16 protein-coding genes, 2 tRNA genes and 1 pseudogene are annotated in these 22,317 nt (G+C 44.2%); 5 read left to right on the top strand and 14 right to left on the bottom strand.

All coding sequences use genetic code 11. The annotated features are described in order from the left end of the window. Positions 1 to 270: 270 nt before the first annotated feature. The 5 genes from G5B11_RS16290 to G5B11_RS16310 all read right to left on the bottom strand — a co-directional run bounded on the left by G5B11_RS16290 (position 271) and on the right by G5B11_RS16310 (position 3,286). Positions 271 to 360, bottom strand: a tRNA-Ser gene (locus G5B11_RS16290). 98 nt (positions 361 to 458) lie between these two features. Further along, a tRNA-Ser gene (locus tag G5B11_RS16295) sits at positions 459 to 544 on the bottom strand. A gap of 106 nt (positions 545 to 650) precedes the next feature. Then, positions 651 to 1,346 (bottom strand): 2-C-methyl-D-erythritol 4-phosphate cytidylyltransferase, encoded by a 696-nt coding sequence (ispD, locus tag G5B11_RS16300; protein ID WP_173729069.1) that lies wholly within the window; start codon positions 1,344 to 1,346, stop codon positions 651 to 653. Between the two features lies 1 nt (position 1,347). Further along, positions 1,348 to 2,367 (bottom strand): tRNA (adenosine(37)-N6)-threonylcarbamoyltransferase complex transferase subunit TsaD, encoded by a 1,020-nt coding sequence (tsaD, locus tag G5B11_RS16305; protein ID WP_173729070.1) that lies wholly within the window; start codon positions 2,365 to 2,367, stop codon positions 1,348 to 1,350. Continuing rightward, positions 2,357 to 3,286, bottom strand: a complete 930-nt coding sequence (locus G5B11_RS16310; RefSeq protein ID WP_158422312.1) for a ribonuclease Z — start codon at positions 3,284 to 3,286, stop codon at positions 2,357 to 2,359. Before G5B11_RS16310 ends, tsaD begins: the two co-directional genes overlap by 11 nt. A gap of 269 nt (positions 3,287 to 3,555) precedes the next feature. Here G5B11_RS16310 and G5B11_RS19220 point away from each other — a divergent pair, with 269 nt between their 5' ends. After that, positions 3,556 to 6,237, top strand: a complete 2,682-nt coding sequence (locus G5B11_RS19220) for a YfhO family protein (protein WP_274603264.1) — start codon at positions 3,556 to 3,558, stop codon at positions 6,235 to 6,237. Here G5B11_RS19220 and rimI read toward each other — a convergent pair. The 3 genes and pseudogenes from rimI to tsaE all read right to left on the bottom strand — a co-directional run. Next, positions 6,139 to 6,498: pseudogene (gene rimI / locus G5B11_RS19635) on the bottom strand (ribosomal protein S18-alanine N-acetyltransferase); the annotation flags it as partial. The gene G5B11_RS19220 and the pseudogene rimI sit on opposite strands and share 99 nt — an antisense overlap. Then, positions 6,495 to 7,202 (bottom strand): tRNA (adenosine(37)-N6)-threonylcarbamoyltransferase complex dimerization subunit type 1 TsaB, encoded by a 708-nt coding sequence (gene tsaB, locus G5B11_RS16320; RefSeq protein WP_173729071.1) that lies wholly within the window; start codon positions 7,200 to 7,202, stop codon positions 6,495 to 6,497. The gene tsaB and the pseudogene rimI, both read right to left, overlap by 4 nt. Before the next feature lie 2 nt (positions 7,203 to 7,204). Next, positions 7,205 to 7,627, bottom strand: coding sequence for a tRNA (adenosine(37)-N6)-threonylcarbamoyltransferase complex ATPase subunit type 1 TsaE (gene tsaE, locus G5B11_RS16325; RefSeq protein ID WP_158422316.1), 423 nt, complete (start codon positions 7,625 to 7,627; stop codon positions 7,205 to 7,207). 100 nt (positions 7,628 to 7,727) lie between these two features. On the opposite strand from tsaE, the gene G5B11_RS16330 reads away from it, so the two are divergent. Continuing rightward, on the top strand, positions 7,728 to 8,246 hold the full coding sequence (locus G5B11_RS16330) for a peptidylprolyl isomerase (protein ID WP_173729072.1): 519 nt from the start codon (positions 7,728 to 7,730) through the stop codon (positions 8,244 to 8,246). 8 nt (positions 8,247 to 8,254) lie between these two features. Here G5B11_RS16330 and G5B11_RS16335 read toward each other — a convergent pair whose 3' ends face one another. Then, positions 8,255 to 8,911 carry a YigZ family protein gene (locus tag G5B11_RS16335; protein WP_173729073.1) on the bottom strand — a complete coding sequence of 219 codons (657 nt, stop codon included), beginning with the start codon at positions 8,909 to 8,911 and terminating at the stop codon, positions 8,255 to 8,257. Between the two features lie 276 nt (positions 8,912 to 9,187). On the opposite strand from G5B11_RS16335, the gene G5B11_RS16340 reads away from it, so the two are divergent. Next, the gene (locus G5B11_RS16340) at positions 9,188 to 11,845 is read left to right on the top strand and encodes a transglycosylase domain-containing protein (protein ID WP_173729074.1); all 2,658 of its coding nucleotides are present in this window, start codon (positions 9,188 to 9,190) and stop codon (positions 11,843 to 11,845) included. A 137-nt stretch (positions 11,846 to 11,982) separates the two neighbouring features. On the opposite strand, the gene G5B11_RS16345 is transcribed toward G5B11_RS16340, so the two are convergent. Then, complete coding sequence (locus tag G5B11_RS16345; RefSeq protein ID WP_173729075.1) at positions 11,983 to 13,323, bottom strand: MATE family efflux transporter; 1,341 nt, start codon at positions 13,321 to 13,323, stop codon at positions 11,983 to 11,985. A gap of 234 nt (positions 13,324 to 13,557) precedes the next feature. On the opposite strand from G5B11_RS16345, the gene G5B11_RS16350 reads away from it, so the two are divergent. Then, the gene (locus G5B11_RS16350; RefSeq protein ID WP_173729076.1) at positions 13,558 to 14,376 is read left to right on the top strand and encodes a TrmH family RNA methyltransferase; all 819 of its coding nucleotides are present in this window, start codon (positions 13,558 to 13,560) and stop codon (positions 14,374 to 14,376) included. Positions 14,377 to 14,460: 84 nt separating this feature from the next. On the opposite strand, the gene G5B11_RS16355 is transcribed toward G5B11_RS16350, so the two are convergent. From G5B11_RS16355 to ftsH, 4 genes are all read right to left on the bottom strand, one after another. Then, entirely contained in the window at positions 14,461 to 15,405 is a 945-nt protein-coding gene (locus G5B11_RS16355; RefSeq protein ID WP_173729077.1) for an ROK family glucokinase, read from the bottom strand. Between the two features lie 44 nt (positions 15,406 to 15,449). Continuing rightward, the gene (gene hprK, locus G5B11_RS16360; protein ID WP_173729078.1) at positions 15,450 to 16,382 is read right to left on the bottom strand and encodes an HPr(Ser) kinase/phosphatase; all 933 of its coding nucleotides are present in this window, start codon (positions 16,380 to 16,382) and stop codon (positions 15,450 to 15,452) included. 59 nt (positions 16,383 to 16,441) lie between these two features. Further along, the gene (gene uvrC, locus G5B11_RS16365) at positions 16,442 to 18,301 is read right to left on the bottom strand and encodes an excinuclease ABC subunit UvrC (RefSeq protein ID WP_173729079.1); all 1,860 of its coding nucleotides are present in this window, start codon (positions 18,299 to 18,301) and stop codon (positions 16,442 to 16,444) included. 202 nt (positions 18,302 to 18,503) lie between these two features. Next, entirely contained in the window at positions 18,504 to 20,567 is a 2,064-nt protein-coding gene (gene ftsH, locus G5B11_RS16370; protein ID WP_173729080.1) for an ATP-dependent zinc metalloprotease FtsH, read from the bottom strand. A 191-nt stretch (positions 20,568 to 20,758) separates the two neighbouring features. Here ftsH and G5B11_RS16375 point away from each other — a divergent pair, with 191 nt between their 5' ends. Next, positions 20,759 to 22,237, top strand: coding sequence for a DUF1846 domain-containing protein (locus tag G5B11_RS16375; protein ID WP_173729081.1), 1,479 nt, complete (start codon positions 20,759 to 20,761; stop codon positions 22,235 to 22,237). The last annotated feature ends 80 nt before the right edge of the window (positions 22,238 to 22,317 follow it).

Consider the following 22,317-nt stretch of genomic DNA (forward strand, 5'->3'; position numbering starts at 1 on the left):
CAAGACAACCAACTAGCTTAGTTATCTCTCGTCATTACTGTTTTAAAGTTCATTCACTCAAACAATGAAGTCCGGTTTTTAAAAACCGAACCGCACTCTCACTAAACTCAGCTTCGCTTCGTCAAGTGATCGTAGTGTTAAAGAATTTTCGAGAATCGTATGTGTTTCACTGTTTAGTTATCAATGTTCATGTTGTCTGTTAGCAACTTGATTACTATATCATAATCTCTTGCCATTGTCAACAACTTTTTGAATCTTTTCAGATTCAAGCGGAGAAGGAGGGATTTGAACCCTCGCGCCGCTATTAACGACCTACTCCCTTTCCAGGGGAGCCCCTTCGGCCAGCTTGGGTACTTCTCCAAATCGCCCTACAACTCTTCATTTCACAAATGAAGCGTTATTCATTATAACTCACAGGCCATGCTTTGTCAAGCACTTTTTTATTTTCCTGCAAGAAGCGGAGAGAGTGGGATTCGAACCCACGCGCCCTTGCGGACAAACGGTTTTCAAGACCGCCTCGTTATGACCACTTCGATATCTCTCCAGATGTTTGTAAATACATGCACCAACCTTTTCTCTGTCAGTGCCTGATTATCTTATCACCAATCATGCCTTGTGTCAACACAATTTTTTAGTTTTTCAAATCTTTTTTAGTTCTCCTGAAAAAAGGCCTGTGCTACTTTCAGATCCTCTGGCGTTGTGATCTTTATATTCCTATATGAGCCCTGTGCCAATCGCACTTTCACTCCTGTTTCCTGCTCCACAACCATAGCATCATCTGTCACCTTGCTCATATCCTTCTTTCGGATGCTTTCATGTGCCCTGCAGATCAAAGCATAAGAAAAAATCTGCGGTGTTTGGATTGTCCATACACAATTTCTATCTGGTGTCTCCAGTACATTTCCCTGGGTATCCGCAATCTTTATGGTATCTTTGGAAGGCATACCAATTACACAAGCTCCTGTCTGTTGTACAGCCGAAAGCCCTCTTCTTAGAATCTCTTCATTAATAAAAGGCCTGGCACCATCATGTATAAATACATAATCTGGATTGTCACAAGCCAGTAACCCTGCATATACAGAATCATACCGTTCTTTCCCACCAGGAATAACCCTGGTAACTTTTGAAAATGCGTACTTATCCACAATCTGCTCTTTACAATAGGAAATAACATCCTCACTTGTTACCAGAATAATATCCTGAATCATACTGCTTTCCTGAAAACAATGCAGGGAATAATATAGCACCGGATATCCCTGTATTTCCAGAAACTGTTTCTGTATTTTGCTGTGCATTCTCTTTCCTTTTCCTGCCGCCAGAACAATTGCAGTACATTTCTCACTCATTTCAACGCTCTCCCAATTTCAGGTTAGGAACTGCATTCAGATCCCACCCATGTCTCGTTCCCTTCATAAATTCATAATAAGCAGCCACCCCGATCATTGCTCCATTGTCTGTACAAAAAATAGGAGACGGGCGGTAAAAACGGAAGCCATTCTCTTTGCATGCCTTTTCCATAGCCTCACGAAGATGTTTATTGGAAGCAACTCCTCCTGCAATAGCCACTTTATCCATATGGAAATCCTTTGCCGCCTGCATAGTATGTTCTACCAGTACATCCACCACTGCTTTCTGGAAAGAAGCAGCAATGTCTGCACGGTTTACTTCTTCCCCTTTCATTTTTGCACTATTTAGATAATTTAGCACCGCTGACTTCACACCACTGAAACTGAAATCATATGGACAATCTTCGATTTTGGCTTTTGGAAATACAATAGCATCCGGATTACCTTCATCCGAAAGCTTATCGATCTTTGGTCCTCCCGGATATCCAAGTCCAATCGCCCTTGCAACCTTATCAAAAGCTTCTCCAGCCGCATCATCCCTTGTCCTTCCCAGAATGCGGAATTTCCCGTAATCTTCTACGATCACCAGATGGGTATGCCCTCCGGAAACGATCAGACATAAAAACGGCGGCTCAAGATCCGGATGTTCAATATAATTCGCAGACACGTGCCCTTCAATATGATGCACGCCTACCAATGGAAGCTTTTTGGCATAAGCAATGGCCTTTGCCTCTGCAACGCCCACCAGAAGTGCCCCCACTAAGCCAGGGCCATAGGTAACACCTATAGCATCCAGATCGTCTAATGTTACTCCTGCATCCGAAAGTGCCTGTTCCACAACCTGATTAATCTTCTCAATATGCTTTCTGGATGCAATCTCCGGTACAACACCACCATATAATTTGTGAAGCTCGATCTGTGATGAGATAACATTTGACAAAATGGTTCTGCCGTTTTTTACAACCGATGCCGCTGTCTCATCGCAGGAACTTTCTATCGCTAGGATCAAATTATCTTTCATTTTTTTCGTCTTCCTCTTCAAATTTTAATTCCAAACTCTTCCCATCTTTGCCCGGCCAGGCATTTGGGAATATTTCTCTGACTTTATCCATGTAATCATCCGGACGGATCAAGGAAGGACTGTAATGAGTGAGCCACATCTGCTCTACTTTTGCATCCCTGGCAAGGAAAGCCGCTTCCTTAAAGGTCATGTGCTTATACCCTTTTGCCTTTTCCACCTTATCTTCTTCACCATACATTCCTTCACAGATAAAAAGATCAGAACCTTTTGCATTTTTCAAAATTGACTCTGTAGGCCGGGTGTCTGTTGTATAAGTAACTTTTAATCCTTTTCTGTCCGGTCCTAAAACCATATCTGGAGTATATACTACTCCGTCTTCTTCCATTGTCATACCTTTTTGTAATGGATTCCAGAATTTTAGGGGAATCCCCTGGCTTCTGGCTCTTTCCGGCGAAAATCTGCCCTGTCTTAAAATTTCCAGGGTATATCCATAACAAAGTACATTATGATTTACCTTAAATGCAGTGATACGATATCCATTTATTTCAAAAGTCTGTTCTGCGCCTGTAATCTCCATAAATCGAATTTCAAAAGGCAATTCCGGTGCAATCACACGCAGGGCATTTACCACTCGTTCCAGCCCTCTTGGCCCAATCAGGGTCAATGGCTCTGTACGGTCTGCATTTCCCATGGTAAGAAGCAGTCCCGGAAGACCACTGATATGATCTCCATGGTAATGGGTAAAACAAATCACATCTATAGGCTTAAAGCTCCATCCTTTTTCCTTGATAGCTACCTGTGTACCTTCGCCGCAGTCAATCAAAAGGCTGCTGCCATTATACCGGGTCATAAGTGCTGTAAGCCATCTTCTGGGCAAAGGCATCATGCCGCCAGTTCCAACAAGACAAATATCTAACATATATTTCTTATTCCTCTTTACTTTTTTCTGTGAAAAAGTGTATCACAATCCAGATTCTAAAACAAGTAAAAACCTGTTTGGAATACCTTCCGCTTTTCTTTTCATATTCTTAAGAATTTTTTATATTTTTTTAATGTATATTTTCATCTCTTATGTTTATTATAGAATGCAAGTCAAAAAAGAAATTTCAAAAGTGATTGCCTTACTTCTGTTTTTGATGTAAAATCTGCACGGTCGATATAAGATTCGTCAGACAGGAAAGGAACATTATGAATTTGAATCAAAAACCAAAACTTACCAGACGCAGTCTGCTGTGCATTCTCTTTCTTTTTGGTGCAGCTTCACTGCTGATTCTACTTACACTTCCATCCGGTAGCATGTACGGCTCCCAGACAGACTGGTATTGCCAGCATGTTACTCTTGCAGATTATATGCGTAAGCACTTTTATGCCACCGGGCAGCTTCTTCCCGATTTCTCTGGTCTTGGAGGAGGTACCAACTTTTTTGCCTTGTCCTACTACGGGATGCTCCGGCCAGATGTACTTTTATCGTATTTTCTACCTGATATATCCGTTGCTGCCATCATCCAGGGATATGCAGTTTTTGAGATTTTCCTTGGGATTTTTCTCCTATATTACTGGCTTTACAAAAAGGGGCTTACAGACACATCTTGTTTTTGTGCAGGCTTCCTTTACCTTTGTGCAAACTGTCTGTTTCAGGCTCACAGACAGATCATGTTTGTAAACTACCTGCCTTTTGTGATCCTGACGCTGATTGCCATTGACCAGCAGGCGGAATCCATGATTAATAGTTTTCCTCAAAAAACACGGACAAATATGGGCATCGTTTTTTCTTACCTGATGATTTTATTCCATAGCTTTTACTTTTTCCCTGCCTGCTTTGCATCCTGCACTCTGTATTACTGGTTCTCTACCAAAAGCCTGTACAAGGTTTACAGCAAAGTTCCCAGACGTTTTATAAAGCTGTGGTCCGGTTACATTCTCAGTACTGCTGCTGCAGTCTGCCTGTCCATGGCAATTCTGCTGCCCACCGGACTTGCCATCCTGGAAAATAAAAAAGATGTAGCTCCTACTCCTTTGTACAAGATCCTTACTGTCAACCCAACAATGGACAGTCTTCTTTACAGTGTTTATGGATGCGGGCTTACCCTGATCTGCCTTTACACAGTTTTATTAAGCATCCGTCGAAAATCAACCCGATCCTTTGCCTGCATTTTACTATGCTTTTTGTTTTTTAATATTTTTTACTGGATTCTGAACGGAACCTTATATGTACGCCCCAAAAGCCTGATCCCATTCATGCCGCTGATCCTTTACCTGACAGCACTTACACTGGAAGAATTAAAAGCCAGGCGGATCCGGCACAGCCTTCCCCTTGCACTATGCTGTCTGATTCCGGTTATCATACAGATTCTTTTTGTTTCCCATGATAACCAGTTCAAGATTCTGATGGCATTAGATGGGTTATGTCTGGTCTTATTTTCTGCTTCCGGATCAATTTGTAAAAAAAGAAAGCTTCTGGCACAGGGACTGGCTTTTCTCCTGATCCTGGTGCTGCCTGCCAAGATTTATCTGAATAAATCCGGAAGGGAAGAATATGTTTCTGCCACAGATGACTCCAGAAGTACTTTTTCCGACAGCCAGATCTTGAAGCTTTGCAAGGACTCACAAGCAAGGATGGATACTCTGGAGCGTCCGTACACCAACAGCAATTATATGGTATGGGGTACCCAGAACAGGAGCAGCATCTACTCTTCCGTATCTAACAGTACCTACAATCAATTTTATTATGATACTCTCCGTAACTCCATCAGTAACCGCAACCGGGTTGCAGTCACCATGCACAGCAATCCTTTCCAGGAATATTTGATGGGCGTACGTTATATCCAGACAGCCAAAGAACAGCTGCCTGCCGGATACCTGATAAAAGCTGAAAAAAATGGCCATGTTCTGGCTGAAAATGATCAGGTACTTCCTTTGGCTTATGGAAGTACTTCGCTTATAAGTGAAGCTTCCTTTGACCGACTGACCTATCCCCAGAACCTGGATACTCTTGTCAACCGTACGATTGTACCTGATTCAGTGGCATCAAATAGTTCTGCCTATCAGTCCCAGATGAAGCCTTACGCTCTGCCAGAAAACTTTTTTGCCAGAAAAAGCACAAAGAAACAGATATCCAGCACCCGAAAGCTTCCAAAAAATATCTCCGCATCACAACTGTTGTTGGTTTCCTTTGATGTAGTTTACGATGGAGCTTCAGATATTTCTGTTTCCATAAACGGAATTAAGAACTGTCTTTCCGGAAGCAATGCACCCTACCCCAACCAAAACAATACCTTTACCTATATGCTTTCTTCCGAAAAAGGACTTTCCAATCTGGATCTGGTATTTTCAAAAGGAAATTATAAAATAACCAATATTACTGCCTATACTTTGCCATTATCCACATTTCATCATCCAGGGATCGTCACTTTCCACAATCAAGGCACCAAAGGCAGTGAATTATTGAAAGGCACCATTTCCATGGATCAGGATGGATATTTTGTCACATCCTTTGCATATGCCAAAGGATATCAGGCATTTATAGATGGTAAAGAAATTCCAGTACAGACTGTAAACAAAGCATTTGCAGGATTTCCGTTAAAAAAAGGGGCACATGAAATCCAATTAAAATTCCATGCACCCGGTAAAAGAGCTGGCTTACTGATCAGCCTGATCGCATCCTGCGGCCTGCTCTTTGAAAGCCTTGCATATTCAATTCTGGCGATACGTCATAAGAAGCGCATCCTCCACAGGATCAGAGTAGTAACCTTTACGGATCCCATCTCTGGTAAATCCAGAGCGTTCATAAAGACGAATAGCCCCAGAATTTCCCGCGCGGACTTCAAGATGAATGGTGGTAATCCCTCTCTCACCGGCAAGTCTGATTAAACTTTGCATAAGGAACCCGCCAACTCCCTCTTTCTGGCGGGTTCTTTTGATTGCAACATTCGTAATGTCACCTTCGTCAAGAACCATCAGAAGCCCACAGTACCCAATAATCTCTCCCTTATCCTCTACTACCAGAAACATAGCATTGTCCTTAAGCACAAAAGTAAGGAAACCTTCCTTTGTCCAGGGAACAGAAAAAAGGTCTTTCTCTATCTCCATGACCTGATCCAGGTCTTCTACCAGCATTTCCCTGAGGATCATGCTTTTCCCTCCCTCTGGGCCCGTTCCCTCTCAGCCTGGGAAAGCCTGAGGTATTCCGGAATATGCTCCATTGCAGTCTGGATCCTGCCATCTTTGTAATAAACCTCTCCCAGAGCAGCTACCGCAGCCGCTCTTTGTTTATTCACATGTGCAGGTGCGAAAGAAAATGGCATCTTCAGCTCAGCTTGGATCGTTTCCCTAAACACTGGCACTCCATCTCCCAGGAAAGTCACTGGTTCTTCCAGCCGGTTCAAAATGCCAATCAGCTCCTGGATGGGCACAGCCATCTGCCCTTCTACCTGAACCAGCCTGTGGTCCTTAAATCTGTAAATCCCTGTATACACCTGTCCCCTCCTGGCATCCATAATAGGGCAGACAAGCCCGGACACATCATAAAGATTATATGCCAGTGCTTCCACTGTAGGAACCGGGATCAGCGGCTTGTCAAGAGCAAGCCCAAGCCCCTTTGCTGTAGCTGACCCGATACGAAGTCCTGTAAAAGAGCCAGGGCCTGCTGCCACTGCCACTGCATCTAACGTATTCAGATCAAACTCTGTCATCTTTACAATCTCATCCAACATGGGAAGTAAAGTCTGGGAATGGGTTTTTTTATAATTCACTGTATATTCTGCCAGAAGATTATCATCCTCCACAATTGCTACAGTTGCTACTATTCCTGAACTGTCTAATGCTAAAATTCTCATTTTTATTCTCCTATCGTAATCTTCCGGTAATCAAAACCTTTCTCCAGGTCTTTTTCTATGGTGATTCGTATCACATGTTCCGGAAGGATCTCACGGATCAAATCTGCCCACTCGATGAGGCAGATCCCTTCTCCGAAAAAGTAATCGTCATATCCGATTTCTTCCATTTCTTCAATATCTCCGATACGATATACATCAAAATGGTATAACGGAAGCCTGCCTGTATCATATTCCTGTATAATGGTAAATGTGGGACTGCTGATCGCTTCTGTGATCCCAAGTCCTGCTGCAACCCCCTGGGTAAACACGGTCTTTCCTGTGCCCAGATCACCATCCAGGGTATAAATCTGACCTGGGGATGCCTTTTCACCAAGAGCTTTTCCCAATGCAAAGGTTTCTTCGGCTGAATTGGTCTCTATAATCATTTCTTTTAGTAACCACCTTTTCTTTTTCTTGCACATTCATTCTCTGAATATTATAATAAAACAATTAAGGATTTACAATACTTATAAAGGAGATTTCAATATGACAAACCCAATCATAACCATTACTATGGAAAACCAAGATGTGATAAAAGCAGAGCTTTATCCGGAAATTGCCCCCAATACAGTGAATAACTTTATCAGCCTTGTCAAAAAAGGCTTCTATAACGGACTGATCTTCCACCGTGTGATCTATGGCTTCATGATCCAGGGAGGATGCCCGGATGGAACCGGTATGGGCGGCCCCGGCTACAGCATCAAAGGAGAATTTGCACAGAATGGCTTTGCCAATGATCTTAAGCATACTGCCGGTGTTCTTTCCATGGCTCGCGCCATGCATCCTGATTCTGCAGGCAGCCAGTTCTTCATCATGCATAAGAACGCCCCACATCTTGATGGCAGCTATGCAGCTTTCGGCAAAGTAATAGAAGGCATGGAAGTAGTAAACCGTATCGCTGAAGAAGAAACTGATTACAGCGACAGACCGCTGGATGAACAGCAGATCCATTCCATGACTGTAGAGACCTTTGGTGTGGAATATCCGGAGCCAGAAAAATGCTGATCAGATGATCAGCATTCCCAGATTTTTGTTTCTCCATTTACATCAGCAAAATAAACATCTTTTATCTTTTCCATGGAAGCACGTCCGCTTGTGCCTTCCGTAATATGCTTCTTCACTTGCTGTACCTGTTCTTCCGGTACCAGCAGGTGGAGAATTACTTTATCCGTATATTCTGAATCCAGGATGGGCAGACCGTTTTCCCCTGCAATATACTGGATCTTGCCGATCCCAGAATAATCCGTTTCTACTTTCAGGGAAATCCCCAGTTTTTTCGTGATCACCGTACTAGCCGCAAGCCCTGTCTGCACTGCCAAAGAGTAAGCTCTCACCAGTCCGCCTGTTCCAAGAAGCACACCTCCAAAGTATCTGGTAACAACCACTGCCACATTATAAATATCTTGTCCAAGGATCACATCCAACATAGGTCTTCCGGCTGTACCAGATGGTTCCCCATCATCACTGCATCTGGTAGCTTCCCGGTTCATCCCAACAGAATACACATAGCAGTTATGTCTTGCATCCCAGTATTTCTTACGCATTTCCTCTATGAAGGCAAGTGCCTCTTCTTCGCTTTCCACTGGCCGCACAGTCGCAATAAACCTGGATTTCTTTTCGATAATCTCTCCTTCACCGCCAGTATATACGGTCTTATACTCTTTTTGCATTTCACACAGCCTCCATGGTCTTTGGTACCCTTAATGATAATGAAAATATGTTTCTCCGTCAATCATTTTGTAAAAAAAGGAGAGGACCTGCAAAGTCCCCTTCTTGTAATACAATTATTTTCCCTTTTCTTCTGAATACCTTCTGTCAAATACGGTTATGGTTAGAGTATGATTTCTATTTCTTATAAATTTATGAAAAATGTGAATTTTTCATTTCATGCTTTAATTACTTATACTTATTTGATATAATAGAACGGATTATAAAGGAGGAATATCATGAACTACGGAAAAAAATCCACTGCACGGAAACGTAATGCTCTCATCTCCCGTTCTTCCATGATGGGACAAAGAGCACATGTTTCACTGATCCGGCTTCTGTTTATGGGTCTGATCACACTCTGTGTAGTAGTTACCTGTGTGGGGATCGGCTCTGTCCGTGGAGTGATCGCAAATGCCCCCGATGTAGAGAATGTAGATATCATGCCCCTTGGCTATGCCACATTCCTGTATGATGATGAAGGGAATCAGATCCGTAAGCTGGCTGCTCCGGATGCCAACAGACTTCCTGTTTCCATCGACCAGATTCCCCTGGATCTGCAGCATGCAGTTGTAGCCATAGAGGATGAGCGTTTTTACGAGCATAATGGTATTGATGTGCGAGGCATCCTGCGTGCTGCCGTAAAGGGTCTTACATCCGGCGGTCATTTTTCAGAGGGTGCCAGTACCATTACCCAGCAGCTTCTTAAGAATAACGTATTTACCAACTGGACAAATGAGTCCACCCAAATCGAGCGTATTACCCGTAAGCTTCAGGAGCAGTACCTGGCAGTTCAGATTGAGGAAAAGATCGGTGATAAGAATGTGATCCTTGAGAACTATCTGAACACCATCAACCTTGGTGCAGGTGCTTATGGAGTACAGGCAGCATCCCGTCAGTATTTTAACAAAGATGTATGGGATCTGAATCTTTCAGAATGTGCTACTTTGGCAGGTATTACCCAGGCTCCTACCAAATACAATCCTATCAGCAACCCCAAGGAAAATGCCAAAAGGCGTAAGGAAGTCCTTCAGCATATGCTGGATCAGGAATATATCGACCAGGCACAGTATGACGAAGCACTGAATGATGATGTGTATTCCAGGATCCAGGCTGCACAAGCTGAGCAGACCCAGACAGACAGTAATATTTATTCTTACTTTGAGGATGCCCTGAACCAGCAGATCATCAATGACTTGATGAATATCAAAGGATATACCAAGACTCAGGCACAGAATATGCTGTACAGCGGTGGTCTGAAGGTTATGACCACACAGAGTCCTTCCATCCAGAAGATCCTTGATGAAGAATATGCTGACCCTAGTAATTATCCGGATTATGTCCAGTATGCACTTGACTATGCACTTACTGTGAAGACTCCTGCCGGTGAGCAGGTAAACTACAGCAAAGAGATGATGAAGCTTTATTTCCAGAACGAGGATCCTTCCTTTGACCTGCTGTTTGATTCACAGGAAGAAGGACAGACCTATGTGGATCGCTATAAGGCAGACATCCTTTCCGATGGCAGCCAGGTAGTAGCAGAGCGTGTGAATTTCGCACCACAGCCCCAGTCCTCCATGACCGTTATCGACCAGCATACCGGCTATGTAAAGGCTATGATCGGAGGCCGTGGTGAGAAGACAGCCAGCCTGACCATGAACCGTGCCACAGATTCTACCCGTCAGCCTGGTTCTACCTTTAAGATTGTTTCCACTTATGCCCCAGCCTTGAATGAGCTTGGCATGTCCCTGGCAACTACCTTTGAGGATGAGCCTTACAATTACCCAAGCGGACAACCGGTCAAGAATGCAAGTGGTTCCTACAGCGGTACAACTACTATCCGTACTGCGATCCGTAACTCCATCAATGTTGTGGCTGTCAAATGCCTGGAGCAGGTAACTCCAGAACTTGGCCTGCAATACCTGGACAACTTTGGATTCTCCACTCTGGCTCATGGAACAGAAGCAGACACAGATGCCAATGGCAATGTTTACACAGATGCCAATCTCCCAATGGCACTTGGAGGACTTACCTATGGTATTACCAACATCGACCTGTGTGCAGCATACGCTACCATTGCCAACAGCGGCAATTATATCAAACCTGTTTATTACACCAAGATCCTTGATCACAATGGCAATGTACTGATTGAGAATACATCTGCTGAGAAGTCTGTGATCAAAGAAAGCACCGCTTTCCTTCTTACAAGTGCTATGGAGGATGTAGTGCAGCAAGGTACAGGTACTGCATGTCAGCTGGATAATATGGCAGTTGCAGGTAAGACTGGTACTACCGACCAGTACAATGACCTTTGGTTTGCAGGATTTACGCCATATTATACATGTGTTGTATGGTCCGGCTACGATGATAATCAGAAGATCCCGGATGATGCCCGTAACTTCCACAAGAACTTATGGAGAAAGGTTATGTCCAGGATCCATGAAGGATTGGAGTACCGTGACTTCCAGCAGCCATCAAGCGTTGAGAAAATCAGCATTTGTTCTGAGACAGGTCTTCTGCCGCGTACAGGATGCCCGGTTATTGAAGAGTATTTTGACGTTGGCACTGTGCCTACAGAATATTGCGACCAGCACTTCTATGAAGTTCCTGATGAAGAAACAGAGGGAGAACTGGTTCTGGATCCGGATCTTACACAGACTCCGGATGATCCCAACAATCCTGGCACTCCGGAAGAGCCTGTGATTCCGGACAATCCGGATAATACCGGTGGCGATGGTACCGGCGGTGATGGTACCGGTGGTGATGGTACCGGCGGCGATAATACCGGTGGTGATAATACCGGCGGCGATGGCACTGGTGGTGATGGTACCGGTGGTGATTACACCGGTGGCGATAATACCGGTGGCGAAGGTACGGATGATATTGTTTACTACTAACTTTCACCATAAGAGGGACTGTGGGTGAATACCAGATTTCCACATTCCCAGTGATAAATAAAAAGATCCCTGCAAGGACAAGACTTTTTAGCCTTTTGCCTTGCATGGGATCTTTTTTTATAAGAGATTGTATTGCCTTAATGATATTTATGCATCCGTACATAATAGCTGATGCATAGGATCACAGTGGCTCCGCTCCATGCTGTAACTTCCGCAAAGAAAACACCGTCCCTTCCAATAAAATGAGGAAGAATCAGTGCAGCACTGATACGCATTGCAAATTCAGTCATACCACTTACCATAGGCATTAACGTATCTCCTAGTCCCTGAAGCGCAGATCTGTATACATACAGGAAGTACAAAACCCAAAGCATGGCAGCCATAATAGAAAGGTATTTAAAAGCAATTGCCAATACTTCCTGTGTCTGCTGTGGTTCACCTGAGATGAAAAGTGAAAGAATACTTTTTCCAAAGAAAAACATGGCAGCGGAAATGATCAGTGATGTAAGCAGGGAAAGCAGCATACTGCAGCGGACACCTTTCCGGATCCTGTCGATCCTTCCGGCTCCCAGATTCTGACCCACATAAGTAACGATGGCATATCCATAGGAAATAGCTGCCATTTCCAGCAGACCATAAAGCTTGTTTGTAGCTGTAAATCCAGCCACAAAAAGGAAACCGTAACTATTGATCACATACTGGACTGCCAGACCGCCTAAACCGATGATGACATTCTGGAATACAACAGGAATACCAAGCTTCATCAGGCATGCGTTCATACCGGAGGCAGGCATAAAATCTGCTTTGGACAGATGGACAATATCAATTTTACGTAAAATCAGAAAACAATAAACAGCAGAAAAGCTTTGTGCGATCACAGTTGCGATTGCTGCTCCTGCAACACCCCCTCCAAAGCCTGCCACAAACAGGATGTCCAGTACGACATTCAGTACAGATGCAATGATCATTGCAGTCAGTGGTGTTTTACTGTTTCCCATAGCCCTTAAAGCAGAGGCAAACATATTATAGGCTGAAGCAGCCGGAATTCCGCAGAAAATAATGCGCAGATATAATAATGACATTCCCATAATATTGGAAGGTGTATGCAGCCCTGTTAATACCAGTGAAGCAAAGGACTGGCTGAAAATGAATACTCCCACTGCGCTGAATGCAGTCAGTCGATAACTGTGTGCCAAAGATTTTCGCAGATTTTCATAATCCTTTGCCCCGTAATACTGCGAGAGTTGAATGGAAAATCCCTGGGTGAGTCCGGTAGATACACCTGTGACAACCCACATCAAAAAGTCAACAGCACCCAACGCGGCAAGAGCCTCCACGCCTGCAACCTGGCCAACGATCATGGTATCCACCATTGTATAAAGCTGCTGACAGATATTCCCCAGCATCAGGGGAATTGCAAAAAAAATGATCAATCGTCCCGGCGAACCGGAGGTCATATCCTGGATCTTGGTTTTCATTAGTATAAAATTTCCTTTCCGGAGCATAGTTAAAAAAAGATTAAGAATGTTTTTTCAAATACACTCTGATATTTACAGTGATAATTTTAACATCATTAATGTGAAAATAAAATATAATATTTATGACTCTGGAACCCATTTGTTTTGATTGAGGCTTTGATTGGAAAAGGATTTCTTGTGCAAATCTCCAAACTGATGTAAAATAAGATTACTCAGTTTGGAGGTCTGATTTTTATGTGGAATGAAATAAAAGATTTCACTGCGCCGGAACTGGATGTTTATGCCAGAACATCGGAAGTACAGCTTTTACGATACTATGAACCAGAATCTGGAATTTTTATTGCAGAAAGTCCGAAAGTGATTGAACGTGCCTTAAATGCAGGATATCAGCCGATTTCTTTTCTGGTAGAGCACAAAGATCTGATAGGAGAGGCGAGGGAAATTCTGGAACAGTATACAAATGTGCCTGTCTATACTGCGAAATATGAACTATTGGTTAGGCTGACCGGATTTGCTCTTACGCGCGGAATGCTCTGCGCAATGCACAGAAATCCACTGCCATCCGTAGAGGAAGTCTGCAGAAACGCCAACCGCATAGCAGTTCTTGAAAATGTTGTAAATCCTACAAATATCGGAGCTATTTTTCGCTCAGCAGCAGCACTCCATATGGATGCAGTACTCTTGACTGGTGGATGCAGTGATCCGCTTTACCGGCGTGCAGCCAGAGTGAGCATGGGCACCGTATTCCAGATCCCCTGGACATACTTTGATAAAAAAAATATATGGCCGCAGGATGGAATGCAGATCCTACAAAAGTTGGGATTCAAAACAGCCGCAATGGCTCTGCGTGACGATTCTGTAGGAATTGATGACAAAGCACTCCGATCAGAAAAAAAATTGGCAGTCATTCTCGGAACTGAGGGCGACGGCCTTACATCACAGACGATTGCAAACAGTGATTATACCGTGAAGATACCAATGTCCCACGGAGTAGATTCCCTGAATGTAGCTGCCGCAAGTGCGGTAGCCTTCTGGGAGCTGGGACACAGATAAAATATGCTCCCTCCTAAGTGACAAGTTGTTATTATTTCACTTGTCCACCTAGAAGGGAGCATATCAATTTCCTGAAAGTCTTTTTTAGTCCTTGATCACCATTCGTGCAGTTCCGTAAATCCCGGCATCATTTCCCAGCGTAGCAAGTACGATCGGTGTATCCTTACATGTTGGGAACGCATACTTCCTGTAATATTTCTGGATACAGTCTATCAGCGGCTGTCCTGCCCTGGAAACTCCTCCGCCGATCACGATGGTCTGTGGATCGATCACACAGCAGAAAATACCAAGCGCCCTGCCCAGTATATCTCCTACTTTTTCCATGATCTGTACAGCCAGTACATCTCCGTCCTTGTATGCATCCAGAACCTGCTTTGCGCTCAGCTTGTCCATATTCTTTCTGAGAACGCTCGGAGCCTGAGTGGAATCAAGTACCCTCTTTGCAACACGGACAATACCGGTTGCTGAAGCATACTGCTCCAGACATCCATGATTACCACAGTTACAGCTTTCTGCTTCCTCGCTGTTCATATTGGCATGTCCCACTTCACCGCCGGCGCCGTGGAAACCAGGTACGATCTTACCATCAACTATAATACCACCGCCAACGCCTGTACCAAGTGTAAGGAGTACTACACTCTTAGCGCCCTCTGCAGCACCTTTCCAAGCCTCTCCCAAAGCAGCTACATTGGCATCATTGGCAGCCTTTGCAGGAAGTCCGGTCAATGCACTGATCTCTGCTGCAACAGCCTTAAATCCCCAGTGAAGGTTTACCGCAAGGGGAACCTCGCCGTTCTCATTCACAGGTCCCGGGATTCCGATACCAACACCATCAATATCGCCTTTTTCAATTCCACGTTCTTTGATCTTATCTTCAATAGTCTTTGCTATATCCGGAAGGATCGCAGCTCCTTCATTTTCTGTACGGGTAGGAATCTCCCATTTTTCTACCAGTGTTCCATCTGTAAGAAACAATCCACATTTGACAGATGTTCCTCCTACATCAATACCAAAACAATAAACTCCCATAACCTTTTCCTTTCCATTACCTTTTTATTATTTAACACTTTTTATCAGACATCCCTTTTCTTCGCTATATTGGCCTGCACACGCTTATACAGCTCTTCCGCAGCATTGTAGCCCATCTTCTTCTGTCTGTGGTTGACTGCAGCTGCTTCAACGATCACTGCCAGATTACGGCCCGGACGTATGGGCAGAGAATGGCATACAATCTTATTCCCCAAGTATTCTGTATATTCCTCATGAAGTCCCAGTCGGTCATATTCTTTGTCCTTATCCCACTCTTCCAGACGGATCACCAGGTCTACAGACTGTGTATTCTTAACACTTTCCACACCAAAAAGGGTCTTTACATCAATGATACCGATCCCTCGAAGCTCAATAAAATGCCGGGTAATATCCGGTGCAGAGCCTACCAGGGTTACATCGCTGACCTTACGCAGTTCTACTACATCATCACTTACAAGACGATGACCTCGCTTAATCAGTTCCAGTGCAGCCTCACTCTTGCCGATCCCGCTTTCGCCTGTGATCAGAACACCCTCACCATATACATCCACCAACACTCCGTGAATAGAAATGCAGGGAGCAAGCTGTACACCAAGCCAGCGGATAATCTCAGCCATAAAGCTGGAGGTGCTTCTCTCTGTTACAAAAGTAGGCACATTATACTTATATGCCAGGTCGATCATATCCTGAGACGGTCTTGTCATGGTACTAAATACAACACAGGGAATCTTGCTGGAAATAAAGCGCTCATACTTGAACTGTCTCTCTTCATCATTCAGCTGCATCAAATAGGTATACTCTACATATCCGATAATCTGCACCCGCTCATTTGCAAAATGCTCCAGGTATCCTGTAAGCTGAAGAGCAGGACGGTTAATCTCAGCTGTTTTAATATAAATATCTGTAAAATCAATATCTGGCGTCAGATTTGTCAGATTCAGCTCCTGAGCCATTTTTGTCAACTGCACACCTTTCATGGTCTATCTCCTCGCTTTTAGAAATATTCGTTCTTATTATAACACGCGTTGAAAATAATTTATATATTTTTTCCTTTTTTGTGAAAAAAATCATAAACCTGGCTGGCACTTTTCATATTCATGGTTTCCGTAGATGCCAATTCTTCCACTGAAGCTTCCTGGATCTTCTCTAGGGACTTAAATTTACGCATCAGGGCTTTTCTTCTGGCATCTCCGATCCCTGGAATATCATCCAACACAGAATGTACCTGCTCCTTGCTTCGCAGGGAACGATGAAATTCGATGGCAAATCTGTGTGCTTCATCCTGGATCCTGGTGATCAGATGAAAGCCTTCGCTGCTGGTGTCGATGGGGATCTCCACATTATTGTAATACAGTCCCCTGGTCCTGTGGTCATCATCTTTTACCATACCGCATACCGGAATATCCATCCCCAGATTTTCCAACACCTTCAAAGCGATATTTACCTGTCCTCTTCCACCGTCCATCAGAATCAGATCCGGAAGTCTGGAAAAGCTGTCAAATTCTCCCTTGCTTTCATGGGTAAAACGCCTTGTAAGCACTTCTTCCATGCTGGCATAGTCATTAGGACCCTGCACCCATTTAATCTTAAATTTACGGTAATCTGACCGTTTTGGTCGTCCCTTCTCATAGACCACCATGGAACCAACCGACTCAAAACCACTGATATTGGAAATATCATAAGCCTCCATACGCACCAGATCTTTCAGGTTCAGCCAGTTCTCTACTTCCTTTACAGCTCCAATGGTTCTGCCCTCTTCCCTTTTTATTCGTTCTCTGTCCTTTGCCAGAACCATTCTTGCATTTTCCAGTGCCAATTCCACCAGCTTTTCTTTCGTTCCTTTTACAGGTACACGGATATGCACCTTCTGACCTCTGCGCCCGGACAGCCACTCTTCGATCACCTGCCTGTCCTCAATGTCTTTCTGCAGCATGATCTCCCTTGGAATAAAAGGCGTTCCTGCATAAAACTGCTTCAGAAAGCTGGACAATACCTGCTCTGCCTTATCTCCTCTTGCCACCCGCAGAAAGAAGTGATCCCTTCCGATCAGCTTGCCGCTTCGCATGAAAAACACCTGCACTACTGCATCCTGTTCTCTCAGATCAAGGCTTTCATCCATGGAAACTGCAATAATATCTTTGTCCTCTTCTCCATAAGTTGTAATCTTCTGGCGTTCACCAATCTTACGTATGCTCTGTATCAGATCTCTGTATCCTGCCGCATCCTCAAACCGCATTTCTTCTGATGCCGTCTCCATTTTATGGGTAAGCTGCTGGATTGTTTCCTGAAAATCCCCATTCAGAAACTTCAGTACCTGATCAATATTCTTTTTATACTCCTGCTGGCTTACATTGCCCTGACAGGGTGCCATACATTGCTCCATATGATAATACAGGCAGGGACGATCATTATAGTTTTCTTTAGGAATGTTTCTGTTACAGGAACGCACCTTATACAGCTTTCTTACAAGCTCGATCACATCTTTTACAGCCCCTGCACTTGTATAGGGGCCAAAATATCTTGCCTTATCCTTTTTCATGGTTCTGGAAAACAGAACTCTCGGATAGGGTTCCTGAACGGTTACTTTAATAAAAGGATATGTTTTATCATCCTTCAGCATTGTATTATATTTAGGTCTGTGTTCCTTGATCAGATTACATTCCAGTACAAGGGCTTCCAGCTCTGAGTCTGTGATAATATACTCAAACCTGGTAATGTGTGTCACCATCTGCTCGATCTTTGCCCCTTTATTCCTGCTGCTCTGAAAATACTGGCGCACTCTGTTTTTCAGGCTCACCGCCTTTCCAACATAAATGATCTCATCCTTTTCCCCATGCATAATATAGACGCCAGGCTTTCCAGGCAATTTTTTCAGTTCCTCTTCGATCAAAAACATATTATGGATCCTTTCGCCGTCATATCAAGAATGCCTCGGCATTCTTGCTGCGAGGTGCGCGTCATGCAATTGCATGACATACTTCTCCTGCGCACCTCTGCAATCCTGCCGGAGGCTATATCAGCTGGGGGATTGACTCCCAGCTGATATAAGAGCCGGGATACCTGCTTCAAGCTGTATTCCCGGCTCCATTTCACATCTGTTATTCTTCTGTTGGCTCTGTCTGAGCAGATACCTCTAAGATCTGGCTCTCTTCCTTATCAGTTTCTGCCTGGACAGACTTTTCCGCAATCTGGCTCTCTTCCTTATCGGTTTCTGCCTGAGCAGGCTCTTTGTCCTCCAGTTGGTTAAGATCCAGCTCATCCAGATTCTCCGGCACATCCATTCCCTTTTCTACAGCCCGGAAGATCTTCATAAATTCCTTACCGGTAATCGTTTCTTTGCGGATCAGATAATCAGCGATCTTGTCCAATGCTTTTCTGTGTCCGCTCAGCAATGTCTTTGCCTCTTCATAAGAGCGATGCATCAATGCCATCACCTCATGGTCCACTTCTGTAGCAGTGTCATCTCCGCAATTCAGCACAGCACGACCGGTAAGGTACCTGTCCTCCTGTGTGGCAAGTCCCATCAAACCAAACTTCTCGGACATACCATACTGGGTGATCATTGCTCTTGCAACCTTAGTCGCCTGTTCAATATCATTAGATGCTCCTGTAGTCACAGTATCAAAGACAATCTCCTCAGCGGCACGGCCGCCAAGATAGCCTACCAGCATAGCTTCCAGTTCTTTCTTAGTATTCAGGTATTTCTCTTCTTCAGGCACCTGCATAACATATCCAAGTGCTCCCATTGTACGCGGCACAATGGTGATCTTCTGCACAGGCTCTGCGTCTTTTTGCAGAGCACTTACAAGAGCATGCCCTACTTCATGATAAGATACGATCTTGCGCTCCTGCGGGCTCAAAATGCGGTCTTTCTTTTCTTTTCCCACAAGAACCACTTCTACAGACTCCAGCAGATCCTTCTGAGATACAGCTTTTCGGCCATTCTTAACTGCAAGGATCGCAGCTTCATTTACCATATTGGCAAGGTCAGATCCAACAGCTCCTGAAGTAGCCAATGCAATAGCATCAAAATCAACCGTATCATCCAGCAGTACATTCTTTGCATGTACCTTCAGAATATCTACACGGCCCTTCAGATCCGGCCGGTCTACAATCACTCGGCGGTCAAACCTGCCAGGACGAAGCAGTGCAGGATCCAGAACTTCCGGACGGTTAGTAGCCGCCAGGATCAGCAGCCCTTTAGATGTATCAAAGCCATCCATCTCAGCCAACAGCTGATTCAGTGTCTGCTCACGCTCATCATTGCCTCCGCCATAATGGGAATCCCTGCTTTTTCCGATGGCATCAATCTCATCGATAAATACAATACATGGTGCATTCTTCTTCGCTTCTTCGAAAAGATCCCTTACACGGGAAGCACCTACACCAACAAACATTTCCACAAACTCTGATCCTGACAATGAGAAAAACGGTACATGTGCCTCTCCTGCCACAGCTTTTGCCAGAAGTGTCTTTCCTGTTCCGGGAGGCCCTACAAGGAGTGCTCCTTTGGGAAGCTTAGCGCCAATCTCTGTATATTTCCCTGGATTATGAAGAAAATCAACTACTTCCTGAAGGGATTCCTTTGCCTCATCCTGTCCAGCAACATCTTTAAAAGTAATCCCTGTTTCTTTCTGTACATAAGCCTTGGCTCTGCTTTTGCCCACTCCCATCATACCGCCGCCTTTATTCATACGGCGCATAAAGAACATCAAAAGCACAAATAAAAGCAGTGTAGGAAGAAGCACAGAAAGCATCATAGACATAAATTCGCCAAATGCATCCGGCGGTTCAGACTTGAAAATAATACCTGTACCCTCCAGGCGCTTAGTAAGAGCTGTCTCATCCTCTACCTGATTCGTATAATAGGTGATCTCTGAATAGGGACTTGTCTGCTTCTTCGGTACAATCGTCAATGTATCAGACTGAAGGGTAACTTCCTTAACCTGATCCTTTTCCACCATATCAATAAATTTGTCATATGTGATCTCGCTGGAATGATCCTGAAGCATATTGGTAAAAAGACTTAAGCATACCAATGTAACTAAAAGACAGATCAGAAAAGCCAGAATTGACTGATGATTTTTATTGGGTCCCTGCTTCCTGGGATCCCTGTTATCAGGACGCTTGCCATTGGGGTTATTGTCCAAATTATTATTCATTTTGTTCCTCCTCTTGTATCCTTTTTATTATAAAGAGAAATCCAGGATAAATCAACTGCCAGATTATGAAAATACTCTGATTTTTTCTCTCATCTTTTTTCACAAAAAACTAAAAATACTTTCACACAAGCAGGAAATTCTGTAGTATACTGATAGAATGATTCTTATAGATGATGGAGAGGAAATGACAAATGAAAATCGGCTTTGATAATGAAAAATATCTTACAATGCAGTCCGAACATATCCGGGAACGTATTGGCAAATTTGGAAACAAACTATACCTTGAATTCGGTGGTAAGCTTTTTGATGATTATCATGCTTCCAGAGTTCTTCCAGGATTCGAGCCTGACAGCAAGCTCAGGATGCTGATGCAGCTCTCTGATCAGGCAGAGATCGTTATCGTCATCAGTGCTGCCGATATTGACAAGAATAAAGTCCGTGGTGATCTTGGCATCACTTATGATGTGGATGTTCTCCGTCTAATCGACGCATTCACAAGCAGAGGCCTGTATGTAGGAAGTGTATGCATTACCCGCTACGCAGGACAGGAGAGTGCAAACGCATTCAAAAAACGTCTGGAGAAAATGGGGATCCCTGTTTATCTTCATTATTCAATCCCAGGCTACCCAAGTAATACAGCATTGATCGTCAGCGATGACGGTTATGGCAAGAACGATTATATCAAGACAAGCAGACCACTGGTGGTGATCACTGCTCCCGGACCCGGAAGCGGTAAAATGGCTACCTGCCTTTCTCAGCTTTACCATGAATACAAACGGGGTGTTGCTGCCGGTTACGCAAAGTTCGAGACTTTCCCAATCTGGAATATTCCTTTGAAGCATCCGGTTAACTTAGCCTATGAAGCAGCTACCGCTGACTTAAATGATGTAAATATGATCGACCCATTCCACCTGGAAGCTTATGGACAGACTACAGTCAACTATAATCGTGATGTGGAGATCTTTCCGGTTCTTCAGGCTATGTTCGAGAAGATCATTGGCAAATGCCCTTACAAATCCCCTACGGATATGGGAGTAAATATGGCAGGCAACTGTATTATTGACGACGAAGTCTGCCAAGAGGCCTCCAGACAAGAAATCATCCGTCGTTACTATAAGAGCATGCAGGCCCTGGTTTCCGGCACTGGTAAGGAGGATGAAGTTTATAAGATCGAACTTCTCCTGAAACAGGCGCACGCTTCCCTTGAAGACCGCAAGGTAGTACCTGCCAGCCTGAAACGCGAACAGGAGACTGGTGGTCCGGCTGCTGCCATGGAGCTGGAAGACGGCAGGATCATTACAGGCAAGACTTCCGACCTGCTTGGTGCTTCTTCTGCTCTGCTTTTAAATGTACTAAAAGAGCTGGCTGGCATTGATCACGAAAAGCATGTGATCTCCCCAGATGCCATCCGCCCCATTCAGGTATTAAAAACAAATTATCTTGGCAGCAAGAATCCCCGTCTGCATATGGACGAGACTATGATTGCATTATCCATCAGTGCTGCTACCAATCCGGATGCCAGGCTTGCCCTTGAACAGCTTCCCAAGCTTTCCGGATGCCAGGCGCATACTTCTGTAATGCTGTCTTCTGTAGATATTGAAGCTTTCCGCAAGCTGGGCATTGCACTTACCTGTGAACCCAAATTTGAGAAAGAAAAGAAATACCAGTAAGCGGTTTTCTGGTTTTTGCAAAAAAGGGGTTGTCGGGAAATAGACAGTTCTAAGAGAGGGAGGGTGTGACTCATACCAAG

The sequence above is a fragment of the Blautia glucerasea genome (genome assembly GCF_013304385.1).
Lineage (GTDB): Bacteria > Bacillota > Clostridia > Lachnospirales > Lachnospiraceae > Blautia_A > Blautia_A ammoniilytica.

Excerpts from the sequence above, each read along its gene's own strand:
- G5B11_RS16375 (WP_173729081.1), top strand. The coding sequence starts at position 20,759 with ATGAAAATCGGCTTTGATAATGAAAAATATCTTACAATGCAGTCCGAA.
- ispD (WP_173729069.1), bottom strand. The coding sequence starts at position 1,346 with ATGAGTGAGAAATGTACTGCAATTGTTCTGGCGGCAGGAAAAGGAAAG.
- G5B11_RS16340 (WP_173729074.1), top strand. The coding sequence starts at position 9,188 with ATGAACTACGGAAAAAAATCCACTGCACGGAAACGTAATGCTCTCATC.
- tsaD (WP_173729070.1), bottom strand. The coding sequence starts at position 2,367 with ATGAAAGATAATTTGATCCTAGCGATAGAAAGTTCCTGCGATGAGACA.
- G5B11_RS16350 (WP_173729076.1), top strand. The coding sequence starts at position 13,558 with ATGTGGAATGAAATAAAAGATTTCACTGCGCCGGAACTGGATGTTTAT.
- G5B11_RS16345 (WP_173729075.1), bottom strand. The coding sequence starts at position 13,323 with ATGAAAACCAAGATCCAGGATATGACCTCCGGTTCGCCGGGACGATTG.
- hprK (WP_173729078.1), bottom strand. The coding sequence starts at position 16,382 with ATGAAAGGTGTGCAGTTGACAAAAATGGCTCAGGAGCTGAATCTGACA.
- G5B11_RS16310 (WP_158422312.1), bottom strand. The coding sequence starts at position 3,286 with ATGTTAGATATTTGTCTTGTTGGAACTGGCGGCATGATGCCTTTGCCC.
- G5B11_RS19220 (WP_274603264.1), top strand. The coding sequence starts at position 3,556 with ATGAATTTGAATCAAAAACCAAAACTTACCAGACGCAGTCTGCTGTGC.
- G5B11_RS16355 (WP_173729077.1), bottom strand. The coding sequence starts at position 15,405 with ATGGGAGTTTATTGTTTTGGTATTGATGTAGGAGGAACATCTGTCAAA.
- uvrC (WP_173729079.1), bottom strand. The coding sequence starts at position 18,301 with ATGTTTTTGATCGAAGAGGAACTGAAAAAATTGCCTGGAAAGCCTGGC.
- ftsH (WP_173729080.1), bottom strand. The coding sequence starts at position 20,567 with ATGAATAATAATTTGGACAATAACCCCAATGGCAAGCGTCCTGATAAC.
- tsaE (WP_158422316.1), bottom strand. The coding sequence starts at position 7,627 with ATGATTATAGAGACCAATTCAGCCGAAGAAACCTTTGCATTGGGAAAA.
- tsaB (WP_173729071.1), bottom strand. The coding sequence starts at position 7,202 with ATGAGAATTTTAGCATTAGACAGTTCAGGAATAGTAGCAACTGTAGCA.
- G5B11_RS16330 (WP_173729072.1), top strand. The coding sequence starts at position 7,728 with ATGACAAACCCAATCATAACCATTACTATGGAAAACCAAGATGTGATA.
- G5B11_RS16335 (WP_173729073.1), bottom strand. The coding sequence starts at position 8,911 with ATGCAAAAAGAGTATAAGACCGTATATACTGGCGGTGAAGGAGAGATT.